The organism is Bacillus sp. FSL K6-0138 (assembly GCF_037982765.1).
GTDB classification, from domain to species: Bacteria; Bacillota; Bacilli; order Bacillales; family Bacillaceae; genus Bacillus; species Bacillus glycinifermentans.
Window position 1 is genome coordinate 3839550 of sequence record NZ_CP150286.1, and the last position, 23853, is coordinate 3863402.

The 23853-nt window shown below is 45.8% G+C and carries 22 protein-coding genes and 1 pseudogene; 11 read left to right on the forward strand and 12 right to left on the reverse strand.

All coding sequences use genetic code 11. From position 1 onward, the window contains the following. Positions 1 to 84 precede the first annotated feature (84 nt). Positions 85 to 1050, reverse strand: a pseudogene (locus MHB78_RS20210) (YafY family protein). A 92-nt stretch (positions 1051 to 1142) separates the two neighbouring features. On the opposite strand from MHB78_RS20210, the gene MHB78_RS20215 reads away from it, so the two are divergent. Continuing rightward, the gene (locus MHB78_RS20215; protein ID WP_046130482.1) at positions 1143 to 1565 is read left to right on the forward strand and encodes a VOC family protein; all 423 of its coding nucleotides are present in this window, start codon (positions 1143 to 1145) and stop codon (positions 1563 to 1565) included. A gap of 46 nt (positions 1566 to 1611) precedes the next feature. Here MHB78_RS20215 and MHB78_RS20220 read toward each other — a convergent pair whose 3' ends face one another. After that, positions 1612 to 2451: a helix-turn-helix transcriptional regulator gene (locus tag MHB78_RS20220; protein WP_046130483.1), complete on the reverse strand. Its 840-nt coding sequence runs from the start codon at positions 2449 to 2451 to the stop codon at positions 1612 to 1614. A gap of 107 nt (positions 2452 to 2558) precedes the next feature. Here MHB78_RS20220 and fabF point away from each other — a divergent pair, with 107 nt between their 5' ends. Then, positions 2559 to 3794, forward strand: coding sequence for a beta-ketoacyl-ACP synthase II (gene fabF, locus MHB78_RS20225; protein ID WP_046130484.1), 1236 nt, complete (start codon positions 2559 to 2561; stop codon positions 3792 to 3794). A 133-nt stretch (positions 3795 to 3927) separates the two neighbouring features. Here the strand turns inward: fabF and MHB78_RS20230 are convergent, their stop codons facing one another. Both MHB78_RS20230 and MHB78_RS20235 read right to left on the reverse strand, forming a co-directional pair. Next, positions 3928 to 5280 carry an IS1182 family transposase gene (locus MHB78_RS20230; protein ID WP_046131917.1) on the reverse strand — a complete coding sequence of 451 codons (1353 nt, stop codon included), beginning with the start codon at positions 5278 to 5280 and terminating at the stop codon, positions 3928 to 3930. Between the two features lie 133 nt (positions 5281 to 5413). Continuing rightward, the gene (locus MHB78_RS20235; protein ID WP_046132005.1) at positions 5414 to 6046 is read right to left on the reverse strand and encodes a homoserine/threonine efflux transporter; all 633 of its coding nucleotides are present in this window, start codon (positions 6044 to 6046) and stop codon (positions 5414 to 5416) included. Between the two features lie 150 nt (positions 6047 to 6196). Between MHB78_RS20235 and MHB78_RS20240 the strand changes: the two genes are divergently transcribed. After that, entirely contained in the window at positions 6197 to 7024 is an 828-nt protein-coding gene (locus MHB78_RS20240; protein WP_046132006.1) for a TrmB family transcriptional regulator, read from the forward strand. 30 nt (positions 7025 to 7054) lie between these two features. On the opposite strand, the gene MHB78_RS20245 is transcribed toward MHB78_RS20240, so the two are convergent. Beyond that, positions 7055 to 8104 carry an LLM class flavin-dependent oxidoreductase gene (locus MHB78_RS20245; RefSeq protein WP_046132007.1) on the reverse strand — a complete coding sequence of 350 codons (1050 nt, stop codon included), beginning with the start codon at positions 8102 to 8104 and terminating at the stop codon, positions 7055 to 7057. 489 nt (positions 8105 to 8593) lie between these two features. Here MHB78_RS20245 and MHB78_RS20250 point away from each other — a divergent pair, with 489 nt between their 5' ends. Next, positions 8594 to 9862, forward strand: a complete 1269-nt coding sequence (locus MHB78_RS20250; RefSeq protein ID WP_046132008.1) for an MFS transporter — start codon at positions 8594 to 8596, stop codon at positions 9860 to 9862. Between the two features lie 34 nt (positions 9863 to 9896). Here MHB78_RS20250 and MHB78_RS20255 read toward each other — a convergent pair whose 3' ends face one another. Continuing rightward, positions 9897 to 11351 (reverse strand): carboxylesterase/lipase family protein, encoded by a 1455-nt coding sequence (locus MHB78_RS20255; protein WP_046132009.1) that lies wholly within the window; start codon positions 11349 to 11351, stop codon positions 9897 to 9899. A 132-nt stretch (positions 11352 to 11483) separates the two neighbouring features. On the opposite strand from MHB78_RS20255, the gene MHB78_RS20260 reads away from it, so the two are divergent. Beyond that, a complete protein-coding gene (locus tag MHB78_RS20260) occupies positions 11484 to 12248 on the forward strand; it encodes an SDR family NAD(P)-dependent oxidoreductase (protein ID WP_046132010.1) in 765 nt (254 codons plus the stop codon). A gap of 89 nt (positions 12249 to 12337) precedes the next feature. After that, entirely contained in the window at positions 12338 to 12697 is a 360-nt protein-coding gene (locus MHB78_RS20265) for a DUF488 family protein (RefSeq protein ID WP_046132011.1), read from the forward strand. A gap of 382 nt (positions 12698 to 13079) precedes the next feature. On the opposite strand, the gene ppsA is transcribed toward MHB78_RS20265, so the two are convergent. Both ppsA and MHB78_RS20275 read right to left on the reverse strand, forming a co-directional pair. Further along, positions 13080 to 15704 (reverse strand): phosphoenolpyruvate synthase, encoded by a 2625-nt coding sequence (ppsA, locus tag MHB78_RS20270; RefSeq protein WP_046132012.1) that lies wholly within the window; start codon positions 15702 to 15704, stop codon positions 13080 to 13082. 14 nt (positions 15705 to 15718) lie between these two features. Next, entirely contained in the window at positions 15719 to 16330 is a 612-nt protein-coding gene (locus MHB78_RS20275; protein ID WP_046132013.1) for a TetR/AcrR family transcriptional regulator, read from the reverse strand. Positions 16331 to 16750: 420 nt separating this feature from the next. On the opposite strand from MHB78_RS20275, the gene MHB78_RS20280 reads away from it, so the two are divergent. After that, entirely contained in the window at positions 16751 to 17413 is a 663-nt protein-coding gene (locus MHB78_RS20280; RefSeq protein ID WP_046132014.1) for a hypothetical protein, read from the forward strand. A gap of 106 nt (positions 17414 to 17519) precedes the next feature. Here MHB78_RS20280 and MHB78_RS20285 read toward each other — a convergent pair whose 3' ends face one another. Both MHB78_RS20285 and MHB78_RS20290 read right to left on the reverse strand, forming a co-directional pair. After that, on the reverse strand, positions 17520 to 17972 hold the full coding sequence (locus MHB78_RS20285) for a YfmQ family protein (protein WP_046132015.1): 453 nt from the start codon (positions 17970 to 17972) through the stop codon (positions 17520 to 17522). Between the two features lie 109 nt (positions 17973 to 18081). Beyond that, entirely contained in the window at positions 18082 to 18543 is a 462-nt protein-coding gene (locus MHB78_RS20290) for a GNAT family N-acetyltransferase (protein ID WP_046132137.1), read from the reverse strand. 284 nt (positions 18544 to 18827) lie between these two features. On the opposite strand from MHB78_RS20290, the gene MHB78_RS20295 reads away from it, so the two are divergent. The 4 genes from MHB78_RS20295 to MHB78_RS20310 all read left to right on the forward strand — a co-directional run bounded on the left by MHB78_RS20295 (position 18828) and on the right by MHB78_RS20310 (position 22722). After that, complete coding sequence (locus tag MHB78_RS20295) at positions 18828 to 19697, forward strand: DUF1796 family putative cysteine peptidase (protein WP_082094147.1); 870 nt, start codon at positions 18828 to 18830, stop codon at positions 19695 to 19697. Positions 19698 to 20160: 463 nt separating this feature from the next. After that, positions 20161 to 21546 carry an amino acid permease gene (locus MHB78_RS20300; RefSeq protein WP_046132016.1) on the forward strand — a complete coding sequence of 462 codons (1386 nt, stop codon included), beginning with the start codon at positions 20161 to 20163 and terminating at the stop codon, positions 21544 to 21546. A gap of 67 nt (positions 21547 to 21613) precedes the next feature. Next, entirely contained in the window at positions 21614 to 21985 is a 372-nt protein-coding gene (locus MHB78_RS20305; RefSeq protein ID WP_046132017.1) for a VOC family protein, read from the forward strand. Between the two features lie 53 nt (positions 21986 to 22038). Continuing rightward, positions 22039 to 22722, forward strand: a complete 684-nt coding sequence (locus MHB78_RS20310; protein ID WP_046132018.1) for an SOS response-associated peptidase — start codon at positions 22039 to 22041, stop codon at positions 22720 to 22722. Positions 22723 to 22743: 21 nt separating this feature from the next. Here MHB78_RS20310 and MHB78_RS20315 read toward each other — a convergent pair whose 3' ends face one another. Both MHB78_RS20315 and MHB78_RS20320 read right to left on the reverse strand, forming a co-directional pair. Next, complete coding sequence (locus MHB78_RS20315; protein WP_046132139.1) at positions 22744 to 23562, reverse strand: DUF421 domain-containing protein; 819 nt, start codon at positions 23560 to 23562, stop codon at positions 22744 to 22746. A 76-nt stretch (positions 23563 to 23638) separates the two neighbouring features. Next, positions 23639 to 23845 (reverse strand): DUF1657 domain-containing protein, encoded by a 207-nt coding sequence (locus MHB78_RS20320; RefSeq protein WP_046132019.1) that lies wholly within the window; start codon positions 23843 to 23845, stop codon positions 23639 to 23641. Positions 23846 to 23853: the final 8 nt, after the last annotated feature.

Genomic DNA, 23853 nt, shown 5'->3' on the forward strand with positions numbered 1-23853 from the left:
CTATTCCTCTCCTTTAACAATCAGTCCTGTCAAGTGTAGCAAGGAATCCGCCGTTCAAACATGAGCCCGGGTCTTAAAGCAAGCTCAGCCCGAAGTTGTATTTTTTTCGTATTGATTTAACATGTCATTCAGCATATCCTTTGTCTTTTCGATTAATTCTGCGGGCTTTTCAATGACGGCTTCCCGGCCGTAAGAAATAAATTACTCGGAGAAGAAACCGAGGTCGCGCCGTGAGATATGCCCTTTCAGAACCCCGGAGCCGTCTTCTCTCCGGTGCAGCTCAATATGCGGCCATTTGACGGAGCCGTACCTCTCTGTACCTTTTTCCGTCAGCTTGACGCGGAGCTCGAGCATATCCCGGCGGGGAGCAAGAACTGAAAACCGGTTTTTCAAATCAACATCGGCCAGATCAATCGGCTCCGTCTTATCGTCACGTTCCGCAAAGCTGATGCGGTCGCATCTGAACATTCGATAATCATTTCTCAAAAAACAGTAAGCCGGACAATACCATTTTCCTTGATTTGCGTAGATGCCGATCGGCTGAATCTTTCTCTCTGTGGCTGCGCCGCCCGACTCATAGCTGATGGCGACGACTTCCTGCCGGACGGCCGCCTCCAGCAGCAATCGTAAAAACGGGATATCATCTTTTTGCTGATGGGCCGAGAAAAAATCAACGCGGTCCTTCATGCTGTCAATCGTTTCCCTAATGTCTCCGGCAAGGTTCAAGTAAAATTTTTTCTTGATTGATTCGTATTGGGCGTCAAACGGCAGAGATATATAATGCCTTAACGCATGAATAGCAAAAAAGATTGAGACCGCTTCATCCTCGCTGAACGCGATGGGAGGGAGAATTCTTTCGTTCAACACTTGGTAGCCGCCATGCGGCCCCGTCTCGGAATAAAGGGGAACACCCATCTCGCTCAGCTCCTGCAAATCCCTCAGTACGGTTCTTTTGGAAACCCCGAATTCCTGTGCCAACTCACCAACCGTAAACCGCTTCTTACGATTCACCATCAACATCATTTCATTCAATCTTTTCGCTTTTGACATGTATACCTCCAAAAAAATTATAACCATGACATAAGTTGTCACCATTATAATATACAATCGCTTTAGATCAACAGAAAAGGAGATGTTTCTTTATGTCATTACAGCTCACCCCGTACATCCTCATGGACGGAAAGGCCAAAAAAGCAATCGAATACTATCGAGAGGCTCTGGGCGCCGAGGTTGTATTTCAGCAGACGATAGGGGAAGGACCTGAGGATGAAGCAGCAAAATTTCAAGAACATGAATTAGACTTTGTTGCCCACGCCGTTTTAAAAATCGGCGAAACAACCATTATGATCGCAGATATTATCCCAGAGCTGCCTTTTCAAAACGGAAACCAGCTCTCCATCTGCGTGACGGCGAGCGAGGTTTCCGAAGCTAAACGGCTCTATGAAAAACTCCGGGAACAAGGAAAAGTCGTGATTGAACTCGAAAAAACTTACTTCAGCCCGGCCTACGGCATGGTCATTGATCCGTTCGGCGTGACCTTTCAAATTTTTGCGGCGAGAACGTGATTCTTGTAAAGAGGCCTTTCTTAATAGAAGAAAGGCCTTATGCAAATCACTGCGATTCGACCAGGCGCTTCAGCTTGGCTTCAGTTTCCGTATTTTCGACAGGCGTATAGACGCTGCATCGCAAATCGGCATCCCCCTGCACCTGCAGCGATGTCAGGTTAAACAGCATTTTTCCGGCCCTGGCGTGGCGGAATTCAATCAATACTTCGGGCGCCGAGCTTACCTCGCTTTCATTCCACAATTTATGAAATTCCGGATAGGCTTGTTCCATCTCTTCTATGAACTGCGAGTACCAGTCATCAGCAACATATTGCCCGTAATACGTTCTGAAAATGGCGATAAATCCTCTCACAAAATGCTCCCAGTTTACCGCGAGACTCCTGAATTCCTTTCTTGAAAACAGCAGCCGTATAAGATTTCTCTCTTCTGGCGGAATTTGGTCAAAGTTTATAAACACATGGGCTGCTGCCTCGTTCCACCCGACAATGTGGCACCTTCTGTCAGATATGATCGTCGGACAATAGCGAAGCTCCTGCAGGATTTTGCTTAAAGCCGGGCTGATCTCTGTTTCGGTTGCAATCGGGGACGCCTGTTTCACCCCTTCTTCAAATGCAAGGGCATATAAATAATTCCGCTCATCCTTGTTTAGCTGCAAGGCATCTGAGACGGCATCCAATACCGCAGCGGACACTTTGATATCCCTGCCTTGTTCCAGCCACGTATACCATGTTGTGCTGACGCCTGCCAATTGGGCGACTTCTTCCCTTCTTAAGCCCGGCGTTCTTCTGCGGGTGCCTGTCGGCAGTCCGACCATTTGCGGATGAATTTTGGAACGCTGGGTTTTCAAAAACTCCGATAGCGCTTGAAGTCTTGTTTCAGGTTTCATGTGCGTCTCCTTTCTTATCATGGTACTCATTATACTATGATAATCTACAACTTGTAATAGGATACGAAACCGTTAAAATTGAGAATATATTCAAGGGGGGAATTGCTATGAAAAGAGTCGTCATTACCGGTATGGGAGTTATTTCTCCTCTGGGCAATGATGTCAATACGTTTTGGAACCGTTTAGTTAGCGGAGAATCCGGAATATCTTCAATCGATACACTGGATACTTCCCAGCTCAAAACAAAAATAGCGGGTATTGTCCGCGACTTTGACGCAGAAGGAAGATGGGGAAAGAAGGAAGCCAGACGATTGGACCGCTTTACCCAGTTTGCCTTGGCAGCCGCTGAACAAGCGCTGGAACAATCCCGATTGCAGCTTGATAAGACCAATCGTGAACGTTTAGGCGTATATGTCGGTTCAGGAATCGGCGGCATTCATACATTGATTGACCAGGTGAACGTAATGAATGAGCGGGGGCCGGGAAGAGTAAGCCCAAGCCTGGTGCCGATGATGATATCAAATGCAGCAGCGGCTCAAATCAGCATCAGATTGGGAGCGCTGGGCCCGTCGTTATCACCTGTAACCGCATGCTCCATCGGGAATACTTCGATTGGCGAAGCATTTCTTGCGATTAAAAACGGTGAAGCCGATATCATCTTTGCCGGAGGAAGCGAAGCTGCGATTACGGAATTGTCATTGGCCAGCTTCGGAAATGCCCATGCTTTGTCAACGAGAAACGATGAGCCTGCCCGGGCAAGCCGGCCATTTGATATTGACCGGGACGGCTTTGTAATGAGCGAAGGTGCAGGTATATTGGTATTGGAATCATTGGAAAGCGCCGTATTAAGGAATGCCCCTATTTTATGCGAAGTCATTGGCTATGGCGCGAGCTCGGATGCGCATCATATGGTGGCATCGCATCCTGAAGGAAAGGGAGCATATGCGGCGATGAATAATGCGCTTAGAAAAGCGAATATAGCAGCTGATGAGGTGGATATGATTAGCGCTCACGCCACAAGCACGCAGGTTGGCGACCGTTCTGAGGTTTTGGCTATCAAAAAACTGTTTGGCGATCACGCCGGCAAAGTCCCGGTTACTGCCAATAAATCGATGCTTGGCCATATGCTCGGCGCAGCCGGCGGTGCAGAGGCCATCGCGTTGGCGGAAAGTTTGAGAAAAGGCATCATCCCGCCGACGATGAATGTGGACAATCCCGATCCGGAGTGCGACTTGGACATTGTACGGGAAGGCGCCCGCAAAGCCTCACTGAATGTCGGACTGTCAAACTCATTTGGGTTTGGCGGACACAATTCCGCAATCGTATTGAAGAAATATAAATAAAAAAGGAGTGAGTTCTGTTTCTCACTCCTCAGCTTGTAGAGAAAAACATGTTTTTTCCTACAAGCTTTTTTATTTCATAAAATTTCTTGTTCATTTTTTAATCTTTATAAAAGGAAAAAGCCCTCCCACACACTTAGCCAAGCTTGGCTAAGTGTGTGGCAATCTTCTTCATATTCTGGCAAGCGGCGGTGAGGAGAACTTGTTCGCTCACATTTTGTTTTCCCCTCAACCGGCAGTAGCGAAGCCCATGCAGCTGTTTTGAATCTGCAAAGCTCCGCTCTATTTTTTCTTTTCTTTTTTTGTAGAGGATTTTTCCGGAGTCGGACAAACGATTTTGCCTGACCTTTTCTTTATGGTCCTCCCATATGTGTCTTGAGACGACCTTCTGGTGGTTTTTCGATCTTGTACAGTTTTCAAGCAGAGGGCATGAGACACACTTTTCAGGGTTGGACTTATAAAATCTGTTGCCTTTTCGATCTGTTGTTGAGTATAAGAGTGTTTGTCCGTTCGGACAAATGTACTGATTTTTTTCACGGTCATAATGAAACTTCCACTTCGGAAACAAACCTTTTGTAGGATGAAAGCGTCTATGAGCAATAACGCCAAAAATTCGACGGTCGGACAGTCCTTTACAGATTGGAGTTGTCAGATAGCCAGAATCAAGAGCGACGGCTTCAACTTGAAAACCAAATCGTGCGATTTGGTGGTCTAATCGATCGAGATAAGGCGCAGAATCATGGACATTACCGGGCGTTACATAGGCATCGGTGATGATATTGAATTTCATATCCGTTGTTCGGTGATCTAAATAGAAAAAACCTTCAGGTTTGTTTTCACGGTAAAGATAGCCGCTTTCGGGATCAGTTGTACTATGACGAATTTCCTTTTTAGTTTTCACCTCCTCTTTGGCTTTTAAAGGCTTTTTTCCGCGTGCTTCCCGATCTTCTTGGACGGCTTTATCCAAGTCCTTTATATAGTTTTGTGTATCCTGCTCAATCGTTTTTCGCGTATATTTATGCTTATTGGCATTGGCTTTGAGGTGAGTTGAATCTGTGAAAAGGACACGGCCTCCTACCATATCATGATTAATGGCCTGAAGAACGATCTCATCGAAAATGTCTTGAAAAATGGTCGTATCTTTAAAGCGTGTACGTCTATTCCAACTGATGGTTGAATGGTGAGGAACTGGATCGTTGATGTTTAACCCTAAAAACCATCGGTAAGCCATATTATAGTAAATTTCTTTTTCGAGCTGTCTTTCTGAACGGATACCGTAAAGGTATCCGATAAACATCATTTTGAATAAAATCAACGGATCAAGTGAGGGGCGGCCTTTATTTTCGCTGTAGTAAGGTTTAACCTTTTCAATGATAAAAGAGAAATCGATGTACTTGTCAATTTTACGAAGCAGGTGATCCTCTTCAACAAGCTGATCAAGCAATACAAATTCAGCTTCGTTCTGGGAAGAATTCCTTGTGTAGAACATGAACAGACACCGTCCTTTTAGAAGGCTTTTCTTTATTATAAAATGGTGAAATGGATAATTTAAGGGAAAAATGAAAAAGGCTGTCGATTTTCTCGACAGCCTGAGGAGTGAGTTCTGTTTCTCACTCCTTTTTTTAATTTAACCCGGTTTTGATGCCAAAGCCTACCAGCACCAACCCGGCTGTTCTTTGAAAGACCTTCTGAAACTTTGCGTTCCTCAGCCATTTTTTTGCGAAATCAATGAGATAAACAAGGATCAGAAACCAAAACACGGCCAGGAAAGTAAGGATTAACGCGAGCACAATCAATTGCTGATTCACGCTTTCCTTCAAATTGACAAATTGGGGCATGATCGTGATATAGACCAAAACGGTCTTTGGATTGAGAATATTGCTTAACAAGCCCTGTAAAAAAGAATCTTTATAGTGGCGCTTTGAGGAATGTTTAAGGTTCTCGTTTTGCACTTGAATGTCTTCCATCGAAACGGCGCTTTTGGAAAAGAAACTTTTTACGCCTAAATAAATTAAATAGGCGGCCCCCAAATATTTGATCGTACTGAAAAGAACCACAGACTTCGCAATGGCAACGGCTAAGCCAAGAATGGCAATCAGCGTCCAGAAGGAAAGTCCTGTCGCCAATCCGAGAACATTGCAGCGGCCCGCATTCGGACCGTACCGAAGCGTGTTTTTCACAACCAGCATCGTATCGGCTCCCGGTATGACGACCATCATGGCGGCAATCGCTATGTATGACACAAGGCTATCCATACGATGTTCTCCCTCCATACACGATATTTTTATAGTGACTACCTGAGTAACTACTTAAAAAGTATATCAGTGCGCTTGAAAAAAATCAATACGTCCGGCTAAAATATGAGTTACAAAGGTAGCGACTATTCCTTGACGTGAGGAGGATCTATGAAAGATAACATTTTAGAAATATTAAAAAACCTGAATTTCACCGAATATGAATCAAAAGCATACCTCGCTTTATTAGAAGAATCTCCGCTGACAGGCTATGCAGTGGCAAAAAAATCCGGCGTCCCGCGCTCAAAAATATACGAAGTCCTGGAAAGCCTTGTGATTCGCGGGGATATTTTTGTGAGCTACGGCAACACGCCGCAGTACATTCCCGTACCTGCCAAAGAGCTCATTAAAAACCGCCGCTTAAAAGCGGAGGAGACGTTTGAACAGGCTGAAAAATATTTCGAGAAGTTCGAGCGTTCTGCAAACGACCGCGAAAATATTTGGAACATTACAGGACGAAGCGAAATCCTCGATAAAGTAAAGTCGTGCATTCTATCCGCCCAAAAAAGAATTCTTCTGGAAATTTGGAAAGAGGATTTTAAAGAAATTGAATCAGAACTGAAACAAGCCGCAGATAAAGGCGTCATCGTTACGATTATCGCCTACGGCGGCATTGAGGCAGATTTCGCGAACGTATACCTGCATGACAGGAGCCGCGAGATTACAGAAGAGTATGACGGCCGGTGGCTTGTATTCAGCGTAGACGATTCTGAAGTCGTAGCAGGCATCGTCTCGCAGGGGAAAGACAGCCGCGCCGCTTGGACGATGCACGTAGGCCTGGTGATGCCGATTACGGAAGTGATGATCCACGATCTGTACCTCATGGAAATCATGGCGAAGCATCGCGGCGTACTGGAGGAAAGCTTCGGGGAAAACCTCATCAATCTGCGCCGCAAATTTTCGATCCATCCCGATTTTAAAAAGCATTACATGAAATAAAGCGGCCCGCACAATATGCGGGCCTCGTACTTATTGCGCCGCTTCCCAGCGAGACACTTCCTCCCTGACGCGCGGCGCCGTTTCCTTTCCAAAAAGCTCAATCGCCTTCATGACTTCTTCATGCGGCATCGATCCAACCGGCACATGGAGCATAAACCTTGTGATCCCTACATGTTTCCGAAGATGAATGATTTTTTCAGCTACGGTCTCAGGATCCCCGACATAAAGCGCTCCTTCAAAGCTTCGTGCAGCATCAAAGCTTGAACGGGTATACGGCCCCCAGCCGCGCTCACGGGCGAGCGTATTCATCGCCTGCTGAGTCGAAGGGAAAAACTGTTCGGCAGCCGTCTCCGTATCCTCGGCAATAAATCCGTGTGAATGAGAGGCGACTTGGAGCTTTGAAGCGTCATGCCCCGCATGCTCGGCCGCTTTTTGATAAAGCTCAACAAGCGGAGCAAAGTGAAGCGGACTCCCTCCGATGATGGCAAGGACGAGCGGCAGGCCGAGCAGCCCCGCGCGAACGACGGATTCCTGGTTTCCCCCGCTCCCGATCCATACAGGCAGCGGGTCCTGGACAGGCCGCGGATATACCCCCAAATTTTGAATGGCCGGACGATGCTTGCCGCTCCACGTTACCCTCTCCGACTTTTGCAGCTTTAAGAGCAAATCAAGCTTCTCTTCAAACAGCTCATCATAATCATCTAAATCATAGCCGAACAGGGGGAACGATTCGATGAAAGATCCCCTGCCGGCCATGATTTCCGCCCGTCCGTTTGAAAGCCCGTCGAGCGTGGCAAAATCCTGGAAGACGCGTACGGGATCATCTGATGAAAGCACTGTAACCGCGCTTGTCAGCCTGATCCTCTTCGTCTCGCGGGCCGCCGCAGCCAACACGACAGCGGGAGAAGAAGCCGCATAATCTTCGCGGTGATGCTCTCCCACGCCGAATACATCCAGCCCGACCTGATCGGCAAGAACGATCTCCTCAACGACCTCGCGCAGCCGCTCTGCATGGCTTTTCACTTTTCCCGTCTTTATGTCCGGGGTTGTTTCTACAAAGGTGCTGATGCCTAGTTCCATTTTGTTTTTCCTCCATATTTTCTTTTCAGACCCGGGCCGTTTTATGTACTGCGGCACGTGCCGATTTAGTTCTTATTGTTGCTATGATCTTATCTTTAGGATACGGATGGCTAATTAATCATGCAATCAATACGCATGGCAGTAATCAATAAAACGTCCATCCCGCCGCTTTTCAGGATATTTTTAAAAAGCAAGTCAAGATGCTGATTCCTCCCATGGAAAAGTTCCATTTTTACTTAAAATATTGCTTTCCTGCTATTCTTTGTTTACAAGCCCAAAACAAACAAAAACAAAATAATACAAACAAAAATTCAAAATTTTATGTTGATTTATTTCCGTTTTAAGAATAAGGTTATGTTAGAAATAAAATTTGGGAGAGGGGGTGATCTGAATTGCAGCCGCGCTCATGCACGGACAAAAGTAAGCGCTTACAATATTCGTTTGTCTTCTGCCGCCTAAAAAGACAACAGCTTTGAAAGGGGAAGAAATATGGGAGATAGAAAGAATGGCAGTTTAAAATCTACGATAACGGTTGCGATGTCCAATTATCTGGAAGCCGGGTCAATTGTCGCCGGGGCAGGCGGTCTGTCTTTATGGGTCGAATACCTGGGGTTGAACGACGCGAAGGTCGGGCTTCTCGGCGCCTTAAGCGCAAATGGGTTTGGAGCTGCAATCGGCGCCTTGATCGGGGGTTATTTAGTCGATCGGTACGGACGCAAATTCGTATATAAATATAATCTCCTCGTCTATATGCTGGGGGTTTTATTGATTGCGGCATCGTTTAACTTTCCTATGCTGTTAACGGGCTACATCGTAACGGGGATTGCGGTGGGAGCGGCTATACCTGCGGCCTGGACGTATATCGCCGAGGAAGCTCCCGATCATGAGCGGGCCGCGCGCGTCGGCTGGGGGCAGTTCGCATGGTCAATCGGCCCCGCCATCACCCTGCTATTGTCCGTTGCATTGGCGCCGCTCGGCTTATTGGGGAGCCGGCTGATTTTTGCCCAATTATTCGTTGTCGCAATCATAACGTGGATTTTGCAGCAGCAAATTCATGAATCTGCCATCTGGGAAGAACAAAAACAGAAGGACAAAGCGAAAGGAATGGATGAAAAGGCGTCTATTAAAGAGCTGTTTACGAATAAAGCAAACCTTCATGCAATGGTTCTGTTGATCGGTATTTATGCTTTCTGGAACCTTGTCGCCGGCACAATGGGCTATTTTATGCCTTATATTTATGAAACGGTCGGCGGCTTAACGGCTGCCCAGGCCAATTTGCTGCAAGCGTTTTTATGGATATTGACGGTAGCAGCCACATATGTTGTCTTTATTCGTTTAGGGGATAAAGCGAACAGAAAGCGATTGTTCGGCATCGGTGCAGCAATGGGGACGGCTGCATGGATCATTCTCACCTTCGGGAACATGAGAATGGCGGAGCTTTTATCGTTCGTCAGCCTCTGGGGAGTTGCCGCCGGCTTTGGCGCGCAGGCCTTTTACGGATTATGGGCGGCGGAGCTGTTTCATACGAAATACAGAGCGATGGCCCAAGGCTTTATGTTCTTTATCGTACGAATCGGCGTCGGCTTGATTTCATTAGTCGTTCCGGCTATGATCACCGCACTCGGCTTTAAAACGGCCGGAAGCGTGATGATCGTATTTCTCGCCATTCATATGATCATCGGCCTTCTCATGGCTCCGGAGACGCGCGGAAAATCTTTGGAGCAAATTCAACATGAACGGTATCAGCAAAGCGGATGATCGAGAACCTCCCTCACCGAGAGGGAGGTTGGCATCATGCCATCAACTTTTTTCTTTTCTCGGCATCGGGATCTTCTTCTATTGAAATGGATGTATTGAAAATAAGCGTTTTTCGCGTTTCTTCATTGTAGTTCGGCCAGTTTGCGGCTTCAGTACACGGACTTCCCGTATGTGCAAATGACAGCCATGCAGCTTGCATATGTTGCGAAAGCTGTTTTGTTTCTTCGCTTGCTTTCGTATTCGTGATCATTTCGAGGAAATCAATGTTGCCGAATACAAAAGGGATGTCCAATCCGTGTGCCGCTTTGTGGAACGGCGGATGATCGGAATGCCAGTCAAACCGGTACATCCATACAGGCGAATGCGCCGACTGCCCGGCGGCAAACAAAACGGCAGGACGCCAAAAAAAGATGTCTGTCATCATGTTGATTTGGCCTTCCAATGATTCCGGATACCATTCGGCAACAGATTTCGCCAATTCGTCGCCTACATGTTCTCTCAGAATCTCAACCTTTTTTTGCCCGGGCAATATCTCTGACTCCGGCGTGAAAAACAACACGCCTTCATCCCGGTTTGTCCCGATTAACAGCTTGATGCCGTCCGCTGCTCCTTGTGCAACGGCTGATACAGGCTCCAGCGGCAGCGTCTTCCCGTCAACGACCGGCATAAACAGCAATTGAAAAATATTTTCTTCCATTACATCGCGAAGCTCATCCGTTGCGTCAAGAAGCTCTTTGGCAGTTACGTCATGAAGCCGTTCGGAATGGTCCGGATCGATGTTTAGTATGTTTAGAAACGCATCTGCCGCAAGGTTTGCTCTTTCCTTTGGAATGGTTTCGGAAGCACCGCTTTGCATGATCGCTTTTTGGAACAAGCCTTTTGCTCCCGGCATCGCCATGAGGGAAGCAATGCTCATCGCGCCGGCCGATTCCCCAAAAACGGTTACATTCTCGGGATTTCCTCCGAAGAAAGAAATGTTTTCCTTCACCCATTTCAGCGCGGCTATTTGGTCAAGGAGACCGAGATTATCGCTGTAGGATTCATTGACAGAAGAAAGGTGCAAAAATCCAAACGGACCGAGACGGTAATTGATCGTCACTACAATGACATCGCCATGAGATGCAAGGTGTGATCCGTCATACAACGGCTCGCTGCCTGCACCGAGATAAAACGCGCCGCCGTGAATCCATACCATCACCGGCCGGTTCCCGCCGGGCGAGTTTGGCGCAAACACATTTAAGTAAAGGCAGTCCTCAGACTTCTCCACCTTCTCCAGTGACTGGAACAATAAACCTTCGGGCTGGGGGCAGATGGGGCCGAATTCAGTTGCATCCCTGACGCCCTCCCATGGATCAACTTCCTGCGGGGCTTTAAATCTCCATTCACCGACAGGAGGCTTCGCATAAGGGATGCCCTTCCATATGCGGACACCGTTTTGTACGGTTCCTTTCAACGATCCATAACAGGTTTCCACTGTGATTTTTGACATTTCATTCCACTCCCTTCATGATTCAATAATAATGGAAGCGTTCCCCCCCGTCTATGCCAAGACTTGCAGTCTGCGAATATTTCGATCATCATAGTATACAGGAGAAGCATTTAAAAGAAATGAGGGATTTGAATGGAACTGTCGGGAAATACAATACTGATCACAGGCGGAGCCTCAGGAATCGGACTCGCTTTTGCCGAACGCTTCGTTCGTGCCGGAAATACGGTCATTATATGCGGAAGACGCGAAAAGAAGCTTGAAGAAGCAAAGCGAAAATTTCCGGACATTATTACGCGTGTATGCGATGTAACGGTTGAGGCTGAACGCATTGCGCTGTTTGAATGGGTAACTGAACATCATCCCCAGGTCAACGTACTTGTGAATAACGCAGGAATCCAGCAGCGCTACCACATATTAAAAACCGATGCAAAAGACAACTGGGCCCGCTACAGTAAAGAAATCGCCGTCAATTTGGAGGCCCCGCTCCACCTTGCCATGCTGTTTGCTCCATATTTCGCCGGAAAGAAAACAGACGCCGCGATTATCAATGTCACGTCAGGGCTCGCCTTTACGCCGATGGCGATCGCGCCGATATACTCGTCGACAAAGGCCGCTCTTCACTCCTTTACGATGAGCTTAAGGCACCAGCTTTCCGAAACCGCCGTTCAGGTTATTGAAGTAGCTCCTCCGGCGGTCAATACGGATCTGGGCGGAGTCGGCCTGCACGACTTCGGAGCCCCGGTCGATGATTTTGCCGATGCCATTTTCAAAGGGCTGAAAGAAGGAAGGCTCGAAATCGGCTACGGCAGAGCCGAAAAAGCGCGGCAGATGTCGAGGGATGAAATTGATGAAAGTGTAGCGGAAATGTACAGCGCCCAAAAAAGCTCGATCGAATAAAAGCCAAAGGGCTTCCTCGGGCATCAGCGTGAGAAGCCCTTTATCATGCCGGTTGTTTCGGCTAAAGCCAATAAAAGGAGATGGAGCAAATGCCGATCGTTTTGCAGCGGATTTATAACGAACATCCCCGGTTGGAAGGCCGCAGAATTTTAATTGACCGCGTCTGGCCGCGCGGAATTTCCAAAGAAGATGCCCGTCTTGACGAATGGATGAAAGAAATCGCCCCAAGCCCTTCATTAAGAAAATGGTTTCAACATGATCCGGAGAAATTTGAACAGTTTAAAGAAGCCTATCAAGAAGAAATCAGACAGGACGATGAAAAACAGGCGAAGTTAAAGGAATTAAGAGACATGATGAAAAATGAGCGCGTTGTTTTGCTTTACGGCGCCAAGGACGAGCTCCACAACCATGCCGTCGTTCTTAAAGAATTGCTGGAATGTGATGACTGAAAAGAGAACCCTGCTTCTCCGGCTTAACAGAAACCGCATATATAGCAGCAGAAATAATGATCGGCTCCGCTTCTTATACACTCTCTGAAACACGGAGAGTTAAAAAGAGAAGAGGGGCCATAGGAGGTATATGGTGATCCTCCGGGAAAAGCGCCAGGATACGAGTAAGGATTATAATATTGCCGCGGATACGCCTGTAAAGGCTGGTAAACATACAACATTCTCCGCTCCTCATCTGTATTTTTTTCAATATTATACTTATCCTCCCCCTTATTGGGTGATTGTCTTCGCATAATTGGGCGGCGCCTAAATTGCCTTGGGAATAAAAAAACGCTCAGGTTTTTCGAAAAGAATCCTGAGCTGCAGTCGTTTCAACTTCAAATCATTCCAAAATTTTAACATACCCTTCAGAACCATTAATCCTGATCCTCTGGCCGTCTTTAATTTCTTTCGTCCCATGCTCAACCCCGACGACGGCCGGGAGCCCGTATTCCCGCGCGATGACAGCGCCGTGGGTCATGAGCCCGCCGACCTCAGTCACCAAGCCTTTTACAGATACAAACAACGGCGTCCAGCTCGGATCCGTAAACGCCGTTACGAGGATATCCCCCTCCTCTATATCGGCTTCCTCCATTTTTAACACGACCCGCGCCCTTCCTTCGATAACGCCTGCGGAAACCGGGATGCCCGCCAAGGCTCCTTCCGGAAGATGTCCGCTGTTGTATTCGCCGAAAATGACTTCCCCTTCGGATGTCATCAACCGCGGAGGCGTCAGTTTCTCATAGTGTTGGTATGCGGCCTTTCGCTCTTCAATGATCCGGTAATCGAGGCTCCCCGTTCGAACGGCGTTCCGGAATTCGTCAAAGGATAAATAATAGACATCCTCCTTCGCTTTGATGAGCTTCTTTTTCTCCAAAACGGCAGCTTCTTTCAGCAAAGCTTTTTTATAAATAAAGAAGCGTTTGATCAGTGCATACTTTGGATATTCGCGATAGCCGATGTAATTGCGCAAAACACTGATCATTTTCTTTGTTTTTTTCGCTTTTTGTCTGCCTCCTTTTAACTTTTCCAAACGGCTTAACAAGTCTTTCTCCTTTTGGTCGGCCTTGAGTTTTCCTTGTTCAAACTTGGCCGTTCGCGCCCCCGGCTCGAAATGTTTGATATTGCTTTCAATCAATGGAATGAGCGCGGACGGCCGTTCGCTCCACCGCGTTTTCGTAATGTCGATCTCACCCGTGCAGCGCATGCCGTATTGATCAAGAAACTCCCGGAAAGCTGCACTGGCGTCAGCTCCCCCCTCCAGCTTTTCGAGATCTTCAAAAAAGGCGTCATCGTTCGGGTGTTTCAAATAGTCAAGCACTTCAGGATATTGTCTGACCGCATCTGCTACATCAAGCAGCGCCAGCCCCATCTCTGACGTGATATTGTTCGGCACTGATTGCGAAAGCGCGTCGGCCGCGCTCTTTTCTCCGAGCCATTTCTCCATTTTTTTATTGATCCAATACGCCGCAAAAATCCCGACCATAATAACGGCCATGCTCTCTTTATCATGGAGAACGTTCTTGAGCTCTTTTTGATCCTCCAACAAGGCTTCAAACAGCTCATCTCCGGAGACATGCTGCAAGTTCCGCTCAGCGGTTTTTATGGACGCCTCGGCTTTGGAAATAAGCCGCTTGGCGATCCCTATGTCGTTTTTCCGGTACACCTTGACCATGTCAGCCGGCAGTGACCAGGAAAATCCTTCAGCGCCGAATTTGAACATCCGTTTGCCTTTTGGAAGTGATTTCACAAGCTCCTTTCTTTTGATTACATTTGTAAGCGCATTGTGCATCAGCGGATCGTTTTTGCCCAACGCAGCGAGGACGATTTTCCGTCCGGCTGCTGACGCCAAATCATGCGATAAATCGATAAACAGCCTCCCGCCGGCGTGGCTCAATTCGTATTCCGAAAGCATGCTGAAAAGCGATATCCCGAGCGGATTGATCGGTTCTGTCATCATCTGCTGGTGGCCTACCGACACATAGACGCGAAGTCGTCCGTCGCTTTTTTCCGGAATCGGAAACAATGTTGTAATCGGGCGGCTCTGCACGACATAAAACAGATCATCAGCAAGACACCATTCGATATCCTGCGGCGAGTCGAAATGGGTCTCGATCATTCTGCCGATGCTCTCAAGCTGCACGATCTGCTCATCAGCCAGCGCCTGTACGTTTTGCCGTTCGTCTTCAATCCCCCGTTCTTCCGTACCTCCGCCCTTCAGTGCATAAACCCCCGTTTTTTTGGCAGAAACCGTTTTGTCAGCGATCCTTCCTCCGCGAACCTTATAGTTGTCTGCGGTTACAAGTCCGGAAACAAGCGCCTCCCCCAAGCCGAAGCTTGCATCGATGGACAGCACGTTCCGGTTGGATGTGGCCGGATCAGCGGTAAATAAAATTCCTGACGCCTCAGGAAAAACCATCTGCTGGATGACGACGGATAATTGGACTTTGCGATGGTCAAAGCGGTGTTGGATCCGGTAAGTCACAGCCCGCTCTGTAAACAGGGATGCCCAGCATCTCGTGACATGCTGCAAAATCGCTTCTATCCCGATAATGTTCAAATAGCTGTCCTGCTGTCCCGCAAAAGAAGCATTCGGCAAATCCTCAGCCGTAGCGCTCGAACGGACGGCGTATGCTTCATTCTCCCCAAGATTTGAGTGACAGAGCCTGATTGCTTCTTCGATCTCTCGGTCGATCTTCACGTTTTCGATTTCATCGCGTATCTCCTGGCTGAGTTTTGCGATCTGCTCCTTATCTTTCAATTTTACTTGGCACAACCTGTCAAGCAGCTCGCTCATTTTCTCGTTTTGTCCGACCATCGATTGATAAGCGTCGGTCGTAACACAAAAGCCGGCGGGTACGCGGACGCCTTCGATCTTTGATAATTCCCCGAGATTCAAGCCCTTTCCCCCGACAAGAGGCAAATCCCCTTTATCAATCTCATGAAAGCCCAATACATACGTTTTCATAAGGCATCCCCCTTTTATCGTTCAATGCCAAAACGAATCATGTTCAAAAAGCGGTTTCTCTCATCAAGGAGCCGTCTGTTATAGTCCTCATCAAACTCGCGGTCTTCCGCTATTTCCGACAAAAATTTCCGCTCAAAATGTTCGTTAGCCAGCATAATCAATTCGAAGGCTTCCTCGCGATCCACCCCTTCCCTTAAAGGCACCTTTGCAAACAATTCTCTCCACAGCCGGTCTCTGATCGCAAATTGTTCCCCATACATTTCAGCAATTTCCTCCTTCAGCTCTGAAGGAGGCGTGCGAAACGTCTCCATTGTCAATTTATAAGCGTCCGGATGCTTCTTGAAAAACTCAATCTTCGCCAAGCTGGCCTTTTCTTTCGCTTCAAAAAAGTCGCCGCATTGTAACAGGTCATCGATTGACAGGTATGTTTTCACTTTATCAATACAGTAATCCAGCAAAGAGAGATACAAATCTTTCTTGCTTTTGAAATGATGAAAAATCAGCGCCTTTGAGACGCCGGCCGCTTCCGCAAGCATCCCCGTCGAAGTCTTTGAATAGCCGCGGCGGGCAAAAACCGCTAAACAGGCATCAAATATTTGCTCTTTATCATAAAGCTGTAAAGGCACATCACTCAGTCCTTTTCCATTAATCGGCCAATTGGTTAGTAAAAATTGCAACTCTTGCTGACCGGGCAGTCAACAAAATAATTTATTGAAAAAGCCTATTTCAATTATTGTTATAACCGACAAGAAATTTTTCATATTTATTCTTCCATTGCCGCTCAGTAAAAACCAAAAGGAAAACAACCGCTATAATCGCCGAAAAATCTGTTCATTCACATCTGATTTTTTTACAGGTATTTATGCTCAGTTGTTTTGAAAATTTCAAGAGAAAATATTAAATGAATCCTTCATCTTGTCGATATAGTAATTATGGAAAATTTGTAATGAAAAAGGGAGACGTCAGGACGATGATCCTTTTAGGCATTCGATTAGAAACAGCCTAAAGATTTATATAGATAAAAAGATGATTAAGGGGCTTAGAAAATGAAAAAATATTTTACTTTTTTTATCGCGTTACTAACCGTCTCAATGCTTTTAGCTGCTTGCGGCAATAGCGAAACATCAACATCTAAAACTCAAAAAAGCGCAGCCAAAACAGAAAGTAGCAGTGAAGATTCATTGAAAACAGATGGCCCTTTAGAAAAAATAGGGCAATGGAGTAAAGAGGACAACGGAACAAAAGTGACATTAAAAAAGATTGCAAAAGTGAACAAAACCTTCGACTTAGATCCGATAAAGATGAAAATTGATGAAGTTAAAGTTATTGAAAGATCCAATCTTCAAGAAAGCGGGAAGAATTTCTTGAAACAAAAAGGCATCAAAACCGACAAGTTTTTGACGATTCAAATATCATATAATACCGAAAACACATCGGATAAAAACGTTATGTTTAACGGCATAGACGCAATTACAACCAATACAAAAAAACAAATTGAAGTCTCCTCTGAGGATATGATTCAAAATCCGGATAAAAACGGTGTTGGTTCTTTCTACGGAAAAGTGGCAAAAGAAGGGTACATCGTGGTACCGTACCTTGATTCCGATGCTGATGATTTAAAATATATCAACATTAAACTAAAAGATGTATTTAACGATGATGAACCTATAAAGTACCACGATGGTACTACTGTAAAAGTCAATTTTTAAACCCGATTCTTCGGGTTTTTCTTTTTATATGCAGATTGATTAAAGAACACCTGACAGACAAAAGAAAAAAGCCTTTTTGTTTAAAAAGGCTTTAAAAAGTCCTGCTTTATCCAGACACGCTTGAAGGTTCCCCAGCCGCCCTCTTTTGAAGAATATCAGACTGCAGGCAGTACGCGACGACTTTCTTCTTGTATTGTTTGACGACATCGACGCGGTCATTGTAGGCAAATATCCACAGCCTTACATCTTTTTTGCCTTTTTTCGTGTCGATGACTACAGGCGTTCCGCTGTCCTTAGGATGTAAATATAAATGCTCGTCCCCCGGGTATATATAATACTTCTCCATAAATATAGCTTCGTTAAAATGCTGAATCACTTCTTTTTTATCTTGGCCCTCGAGGCGTTTTCCGCCGATCGTTACGTCGGCATTTTCGCCGCTTAGTTTTGAATGCACTTCAAATTTGGCGGAAATCCATTCGACGACGCCGGATGGAAGGCACGTCAATACTAGTTTAACAAGGCTCATGAGAATAAGCATCGTCACAAAAAGCCAAGTCATATTTCATCATCTCCATTATGTCTCATATCCTCTATATTATCATAAGAGAGCAGCCGTTTTTTTGTACATTATGTTACAATACCCTACAGGGGTGTCGTATGTGAAAAAATTAATGCTTAGAGAGAACAAAAAACTCCCTTTCCAAGCCCATTTCTTCCCAAAATGCCAAAGCTGATTCATTATCTGTGTCAACATAAACTTGAACAAATGAAACATCCTTCCGCTCAAGCCAATTCAGCAATTCAGCCGCAATTTTTCCGGCCATTTTCTGTCTTCGGTACTCCGGCGCCACATAGATTTCATCGATTTGGCCGTACAGCGTATTGCTGACTAAATCTTGCTTCAGCGAAGCAATGGCGTATCCAACAGCCTGGTGTTTTTCATTCGTCGCTGCGAATACCGCACCGTATTTGGATTGCATATATTGTTTGATTTGTTCTTGAACCGCTGTCTTCTCTTCCTCATTCAATTCACAACCCGCGGTTTCTGCTGCATTGTCGCTCCAAAGCTCCGCGATTTCTTTTATATATTCTTCTGCCCCATGGGTAAGCTCCACAATTCTTGCATCCATTGTCTCTTCTCCTTTTGTCCGTTGTTCCGATTCCTTATTCGACAAACGGACGGAAATTCCTGTCGGCTTTATCCGGGAAAAGGAGCACAGAGGCTCCTTTTGTTTATCGCTGACGATCAAATTTTTCTGTGACCATTTTCCGAAAATAAGAGACCAGCAGGTGTTTTAACTATTTTTCCTATTACGCTGAATGAATGTAGGTACGAGTCGTTGCTCAACTATCATATAAACATAGAATACTAGTATCAACCAGCAGGACATTTCACAAAAAGGAGCATTGATGTATGAATTTAAATCAAATCAAAGGAAACTATAATGCTATTTTCGGTTTGGGGCATCTTTGTTTAACAGGGCTTCAGCTGAGAAAAAATAATTTAAGGCCGTTTGCCGGTCCTTTAGATTGGGTCGGAACCCCTTATTTGTCAGACCTCACAAGGATGTTAAAAGATCGTTTCTCTCACTTTTTGGAGCCTCATAATCTCAGAGTAACAGGATACTCGACAGGAGTCGATACTCCTGACCGGTACATCTTAGTAAGAGATGATTATTACTGTGTCGACTCTGCCCACGATTTTAAAGCAGACAAAAACACAATGGAGGATCTCGTCACTTACCCGGAAGTAAAGGCCAAATTCAAAAGAAGGATTAACAGATTTCTAGACAAAATGGAGACAGCTGATCGAATCCTGTTTGTCAGAACGAGCGGAACGTTCAAAGAAGCCCAGGAGCTTGAAGCCGTATTATCAGATTTAGTCAAAAACGATTTCAGCGTTTTGCTAATCAATCATACTAAAGTAAATGGACTCGTCGAACAAAATTGGCCATTACAAAGAGTATGCGCGGTTGAACTTCCCGATAAAGAAATATGGGTAACCAATGACCACCTGTGGAGACAAATGTTTAACGGTATAAGATATGTTCCGTCTCAACCCTCGGTCGGTGCAGGTGCTAACATGAATGTGTTCCAGCAGGGGAACCTCAGCAGCGCGAACGCGTTTCAACAAGGAATCCCAAGCAATGTGAACACTTTCCAGCAAGGAAACCTGAGCAACGTGAACACTTTCCAGCAAGGAATCCCAAGCAATGTGAACACTTTCCAGCAAGGGAACCTGAGCAACGTGAACGCTTTCCAGAAAGGAAACCTGAACAAGTGAACGCTTTCCGGCAAGGAAACTTCCAGCAGCAAGAGCAGCCTTAAGCAAAGAATCCTAAAATCCTAAGCAAGTAAGATTCTATCAGGCAATTATCCTTTTTTGTTATATCAATTTACAAATTATGGGGTATTTTCTTTTTTTGAGTATGATTCTAGGCGTTATTCCTCCAACAAATTTGAAAAAATCAACCTCCTCTGTAATTTACGTTTACTATTAAATAAAAAAGCATTTTTATCAAGCTGGCAAGTTAGACCTAAAAGGTCCAATTTGCCGGCTTATTTTGTTTTGCGCCAGCGGCTATACTGAAGGAAAATGTGACAATTCAGCGGCAGTTTGCCGCTTTTATGCTTCAACCTTTTAAAGGGCAAAATTTTCTTGTTGATTATTTTCCTTTTCGACAATATAATACAAAGGTCGACATAAATAATTGTTTGAATATTTCGCTTATTATCAGGAGGAACTTATGGGTTCATTATTTAGAAAAAAATCGTTCGACAAATTAATGGAGCAAAGCGCAACGAAAAGCCTGGCCCGTTCTTTAAGCGCTTTTGATTTAGTCTTATTGGGAATCGGCTGTGTCATCGGGACCGGGATCTTCGTCATTACCGGAACGGTCGCCGCAACAACTGCAGGGCCCGCCCTTATTCTGTCGTTTATATTAGCGGCTATCGCTTGTGCGCTTGCAGCATTTTGCTACGCTGAATTTTCGTCTTCCATACCGGTATCAGGAAGTGTATATACGTATTCTTATGCAACGCTCGGAGAGTTTCTCGCCTTTTTGATCGGCTGGGATTTAATGCTTGAATACGTTATTGCGCTGTCTGCGGTTGCAACAGGCTGGTCTTCTTACTTTCAGTCTTTGCTTGCCGGATTCAACCTGCACATTCCCGCTGTATTGACTGCCGCTCCGGGAAGTGCATCAGGCGGCGTCTTCAACCTGCCGGCGGCTGCAATTATTCTGATCATTACGGCGATTGTCGGAAGAGGCGTAAAGGAAAGCACGCGATTTAACAATGTGATTGTTTTGCTGAAAATTGCCATTATTTTATTATTTATCATCGCCGGAGTCGGCTATGTCAAACCGGAGAACTGGTCGCCGTTTATGCCGTTCGGCATTCAGGGCGTCATTACGAGCGCTGCGACGGTTTTCTTTGCTTATATCGGATTTGACGCTGTCTCAAACGCATCAGAGGAAGTTAAAAATCCGCAAAAGGCGATGCCGATCGGAATCATCGGGGCGCTGGCGGTTTGTACGGTGCTTTACATCGCAGTTACACTCGTGCTGACGGGAATGGTGCCTTACACAAAACTGAATGTCGCTGACCCGGTGTCATTTGCGCTTCATTATGTCAACCAAAACAGCCTTGCCGGAATTATTTCAGTCGGGGCCATTATTGGGATTACGACCGTTATGCTTGCCCTTCTGTACGCACAGGTTCGTTTAACGTTTTCAATGAGCAGGGACGGACTGCTGCCAAAAACATTTGCAAAAGTGCATCCAAAGTTCAAAACGCCGTTCCAAAATACATGGCTGACAGGCTTCATCGCAGCCGGAATTGCGGGTTTTATCGACCTTGGAACACTCGCTCACCTTGTCAACATGGGGACGCTTGCAGCATTCACGATCATTTCGATTGCCGTAATCGTGCTTCGCAAAAAACATCCGAATATTAAAGCAGCTTTCAGGGTGCCGCTCGTCCCATTCGTACCGCTTCTCAGCGCCGGCTTATGCCTTTACTTGGCCATCAGCCTGCCGCGCGTCACATGGACAGCGTTTGTCATTTGGATCGCAGTCGGTATTATCGTCTATTTCCTGTATTCGAAAAAACACAGCGAATTAAATAACTGACAAGAAACTTGACACAATGCTGTCAAGTTTCTTTTTGTATCGTTTACATCAATAGGAGGCGATTGAATTGAAACTGTTGCAAATCAGGCTATTGGTGGACGATTTTAAAAAAACTGCCGCGTTTTACAAGGATATATTTGGGCTCCCCGTAAGCTTTTATGAGGAAGGAATGGAGTATGCCCTTTTCAATAATGGGGAAACGAAACTCGAGCTTTTATCGCGAAAAGCGATGGCTGAGGTTGTCTGCGGGGAAGGAGAATCTCAAGCAAAATTCCTCCTTCAATTTGAAGTCGAAGATGTCGATAAGGCGTACAACCGTTTCAAAAACAACGGCATCGAATTTGTGACTGAACCGCACGATCGCAAGGAGTGGCGGGTGCGCATTGCCCATTTGCGGGATCCGGAAAAGAACCTGATCGAAATTTATCACATGCTTTGATTTTAAAATTCCATTATTATACAATAAGTGAAAACACTTTATAGGTGATCGATATGTGCGGCAGATTCACACTGTTTTCTGATTATGAAACAATCATCAACCGTTTTGACATCGGTCAAACGATTCCGGAAGAAGAATACAGGCCCAGCTACAACATCGCCCCCTCCCAAGAAATCCTGGCCGTCATCAATGACGGTACAATCCATCGGCTGGGCTATTTGCGGTGGGGGCTCATCCCGCCTTGGTCCAAAGATGAAAAAATCGGCTATAAGATGATCAACGCCCGGGCTGAAACATTATCCGAGAAACCGGCCTTCCGGAAGCCTCTTATCAGCAGAAGATGCATCATTCCGGCTGACGGCTTCTACGAATGGAAACGCATTGATTCCAAACGAAAACAGCCCATGAGGATCAAGCTGAAATCAGATGACCTTTTTTCGTTTGCAGGGCTGTGGGAAAAGTGGAAATCCCCCGGCGGCGAACCTGTTTATACATGCACCATTATTACGACAACACCAAATGCTTTCATGGCTGATATTCACGACCGGATGCCTGTTATTCTTACCCGTGATCATGAAAAGGAATGGCTTAATCCCCGTCAACAGGATGCTGAACGTTTAAAAAGCCTGCTGCAACCCTACAGCTCAAATGAAATGGAGGCTTACGAAGTATCGCTATTGGTGAATTCGCCTCAAAATAATAGTGTTGATGTCATCAAGCAAAGCCCGTCTCACTAAAAGAGGAAATCCTTTTACCTGTTATTTATGTAAAACAGGCTCTAGCTTTTGTATCAAGTCTTTCAGTTTATTTGCGTTTTTGGCATACATCGATTTTGCCGGCTTTGAGTCCGTCGCCAGAGCAAACAGTTCAAGGTCGGCTTGGCATTTTTTAATCGTTGCCAATAATAAAGGCTTTTCCTGCGGTGACGGAATTTGTAATTGGTCATCGTACAGATCGACCGTCAACTGTCCGTTTGAATCAACTTGTCCGAGGTACACATTTTCTATTGTGACGCCCAGCTTTTCAAGTTCCTCCTGCAGCCAGCGCCTGTTCAATCCGGCAATCGACAGCGGCTCGTCCAAAATTTGTCCGTCTGTGATCACGGTCTGCGGCTCTTTTTCCGCCTGGTATGGAAGCTGTAGATCCTTGACGGTAACCGGTCTGTGCTCTTTTTTTAACAGCACGTTTAAATCGCCGGTTTGCTCCAGGATAGCGAACTCGACATCGGCAACATTAAAGACATCCTTCTTTCTTAAAAGCTCCAGCAGCTCGTCTGTCGAGTATTTTTCTTTTTTTAAATTGTCTTCCATCACCTTTCCGTTTTTAATAAAAACCGTTCCCGTTCCTTCAAAAAAGTCGCGGAATTTCTTGCTTTTTAAAGAAAGAAGCTCGACCAGGAAAGGGATTGCCGAAAAAATGAAAATGGCAATTAAAGCGTTTATGATGCTGTTCTCAAGACCCATGACAACCTCGGAAGTAATGCCCCCGATCGTAATTCCCGCAATATATTCAAAAAACGAAAGCTCTGCCAGCTGCCGTTTCCCAAGCATCTTTGTGATGGCAAACAGAGCGAGCATAAAGATAAAAGAACGGATGACGACATCTAACCACTCAGGCACGTGCGATCCCTCCAATCTGTACAAAAATTTTCAGTCAGAAGCCTTTATATTGATATTCCTCTCGTTCAAGCTCACCAACCCGTTTTTTCAAATCTGCGATCACTTCGTCTGTTGCCATCATTGTTTCATGAAAAAGGCGTTTCGTTTCTTCATCCTGTGATTTCAGCGCCAATGCCGACAGACCCGATTCAACGCTTTTGAGGCTGGCAAGGCATTTTTTGACCTGTGCTCCAACCGTCATTTGACAGG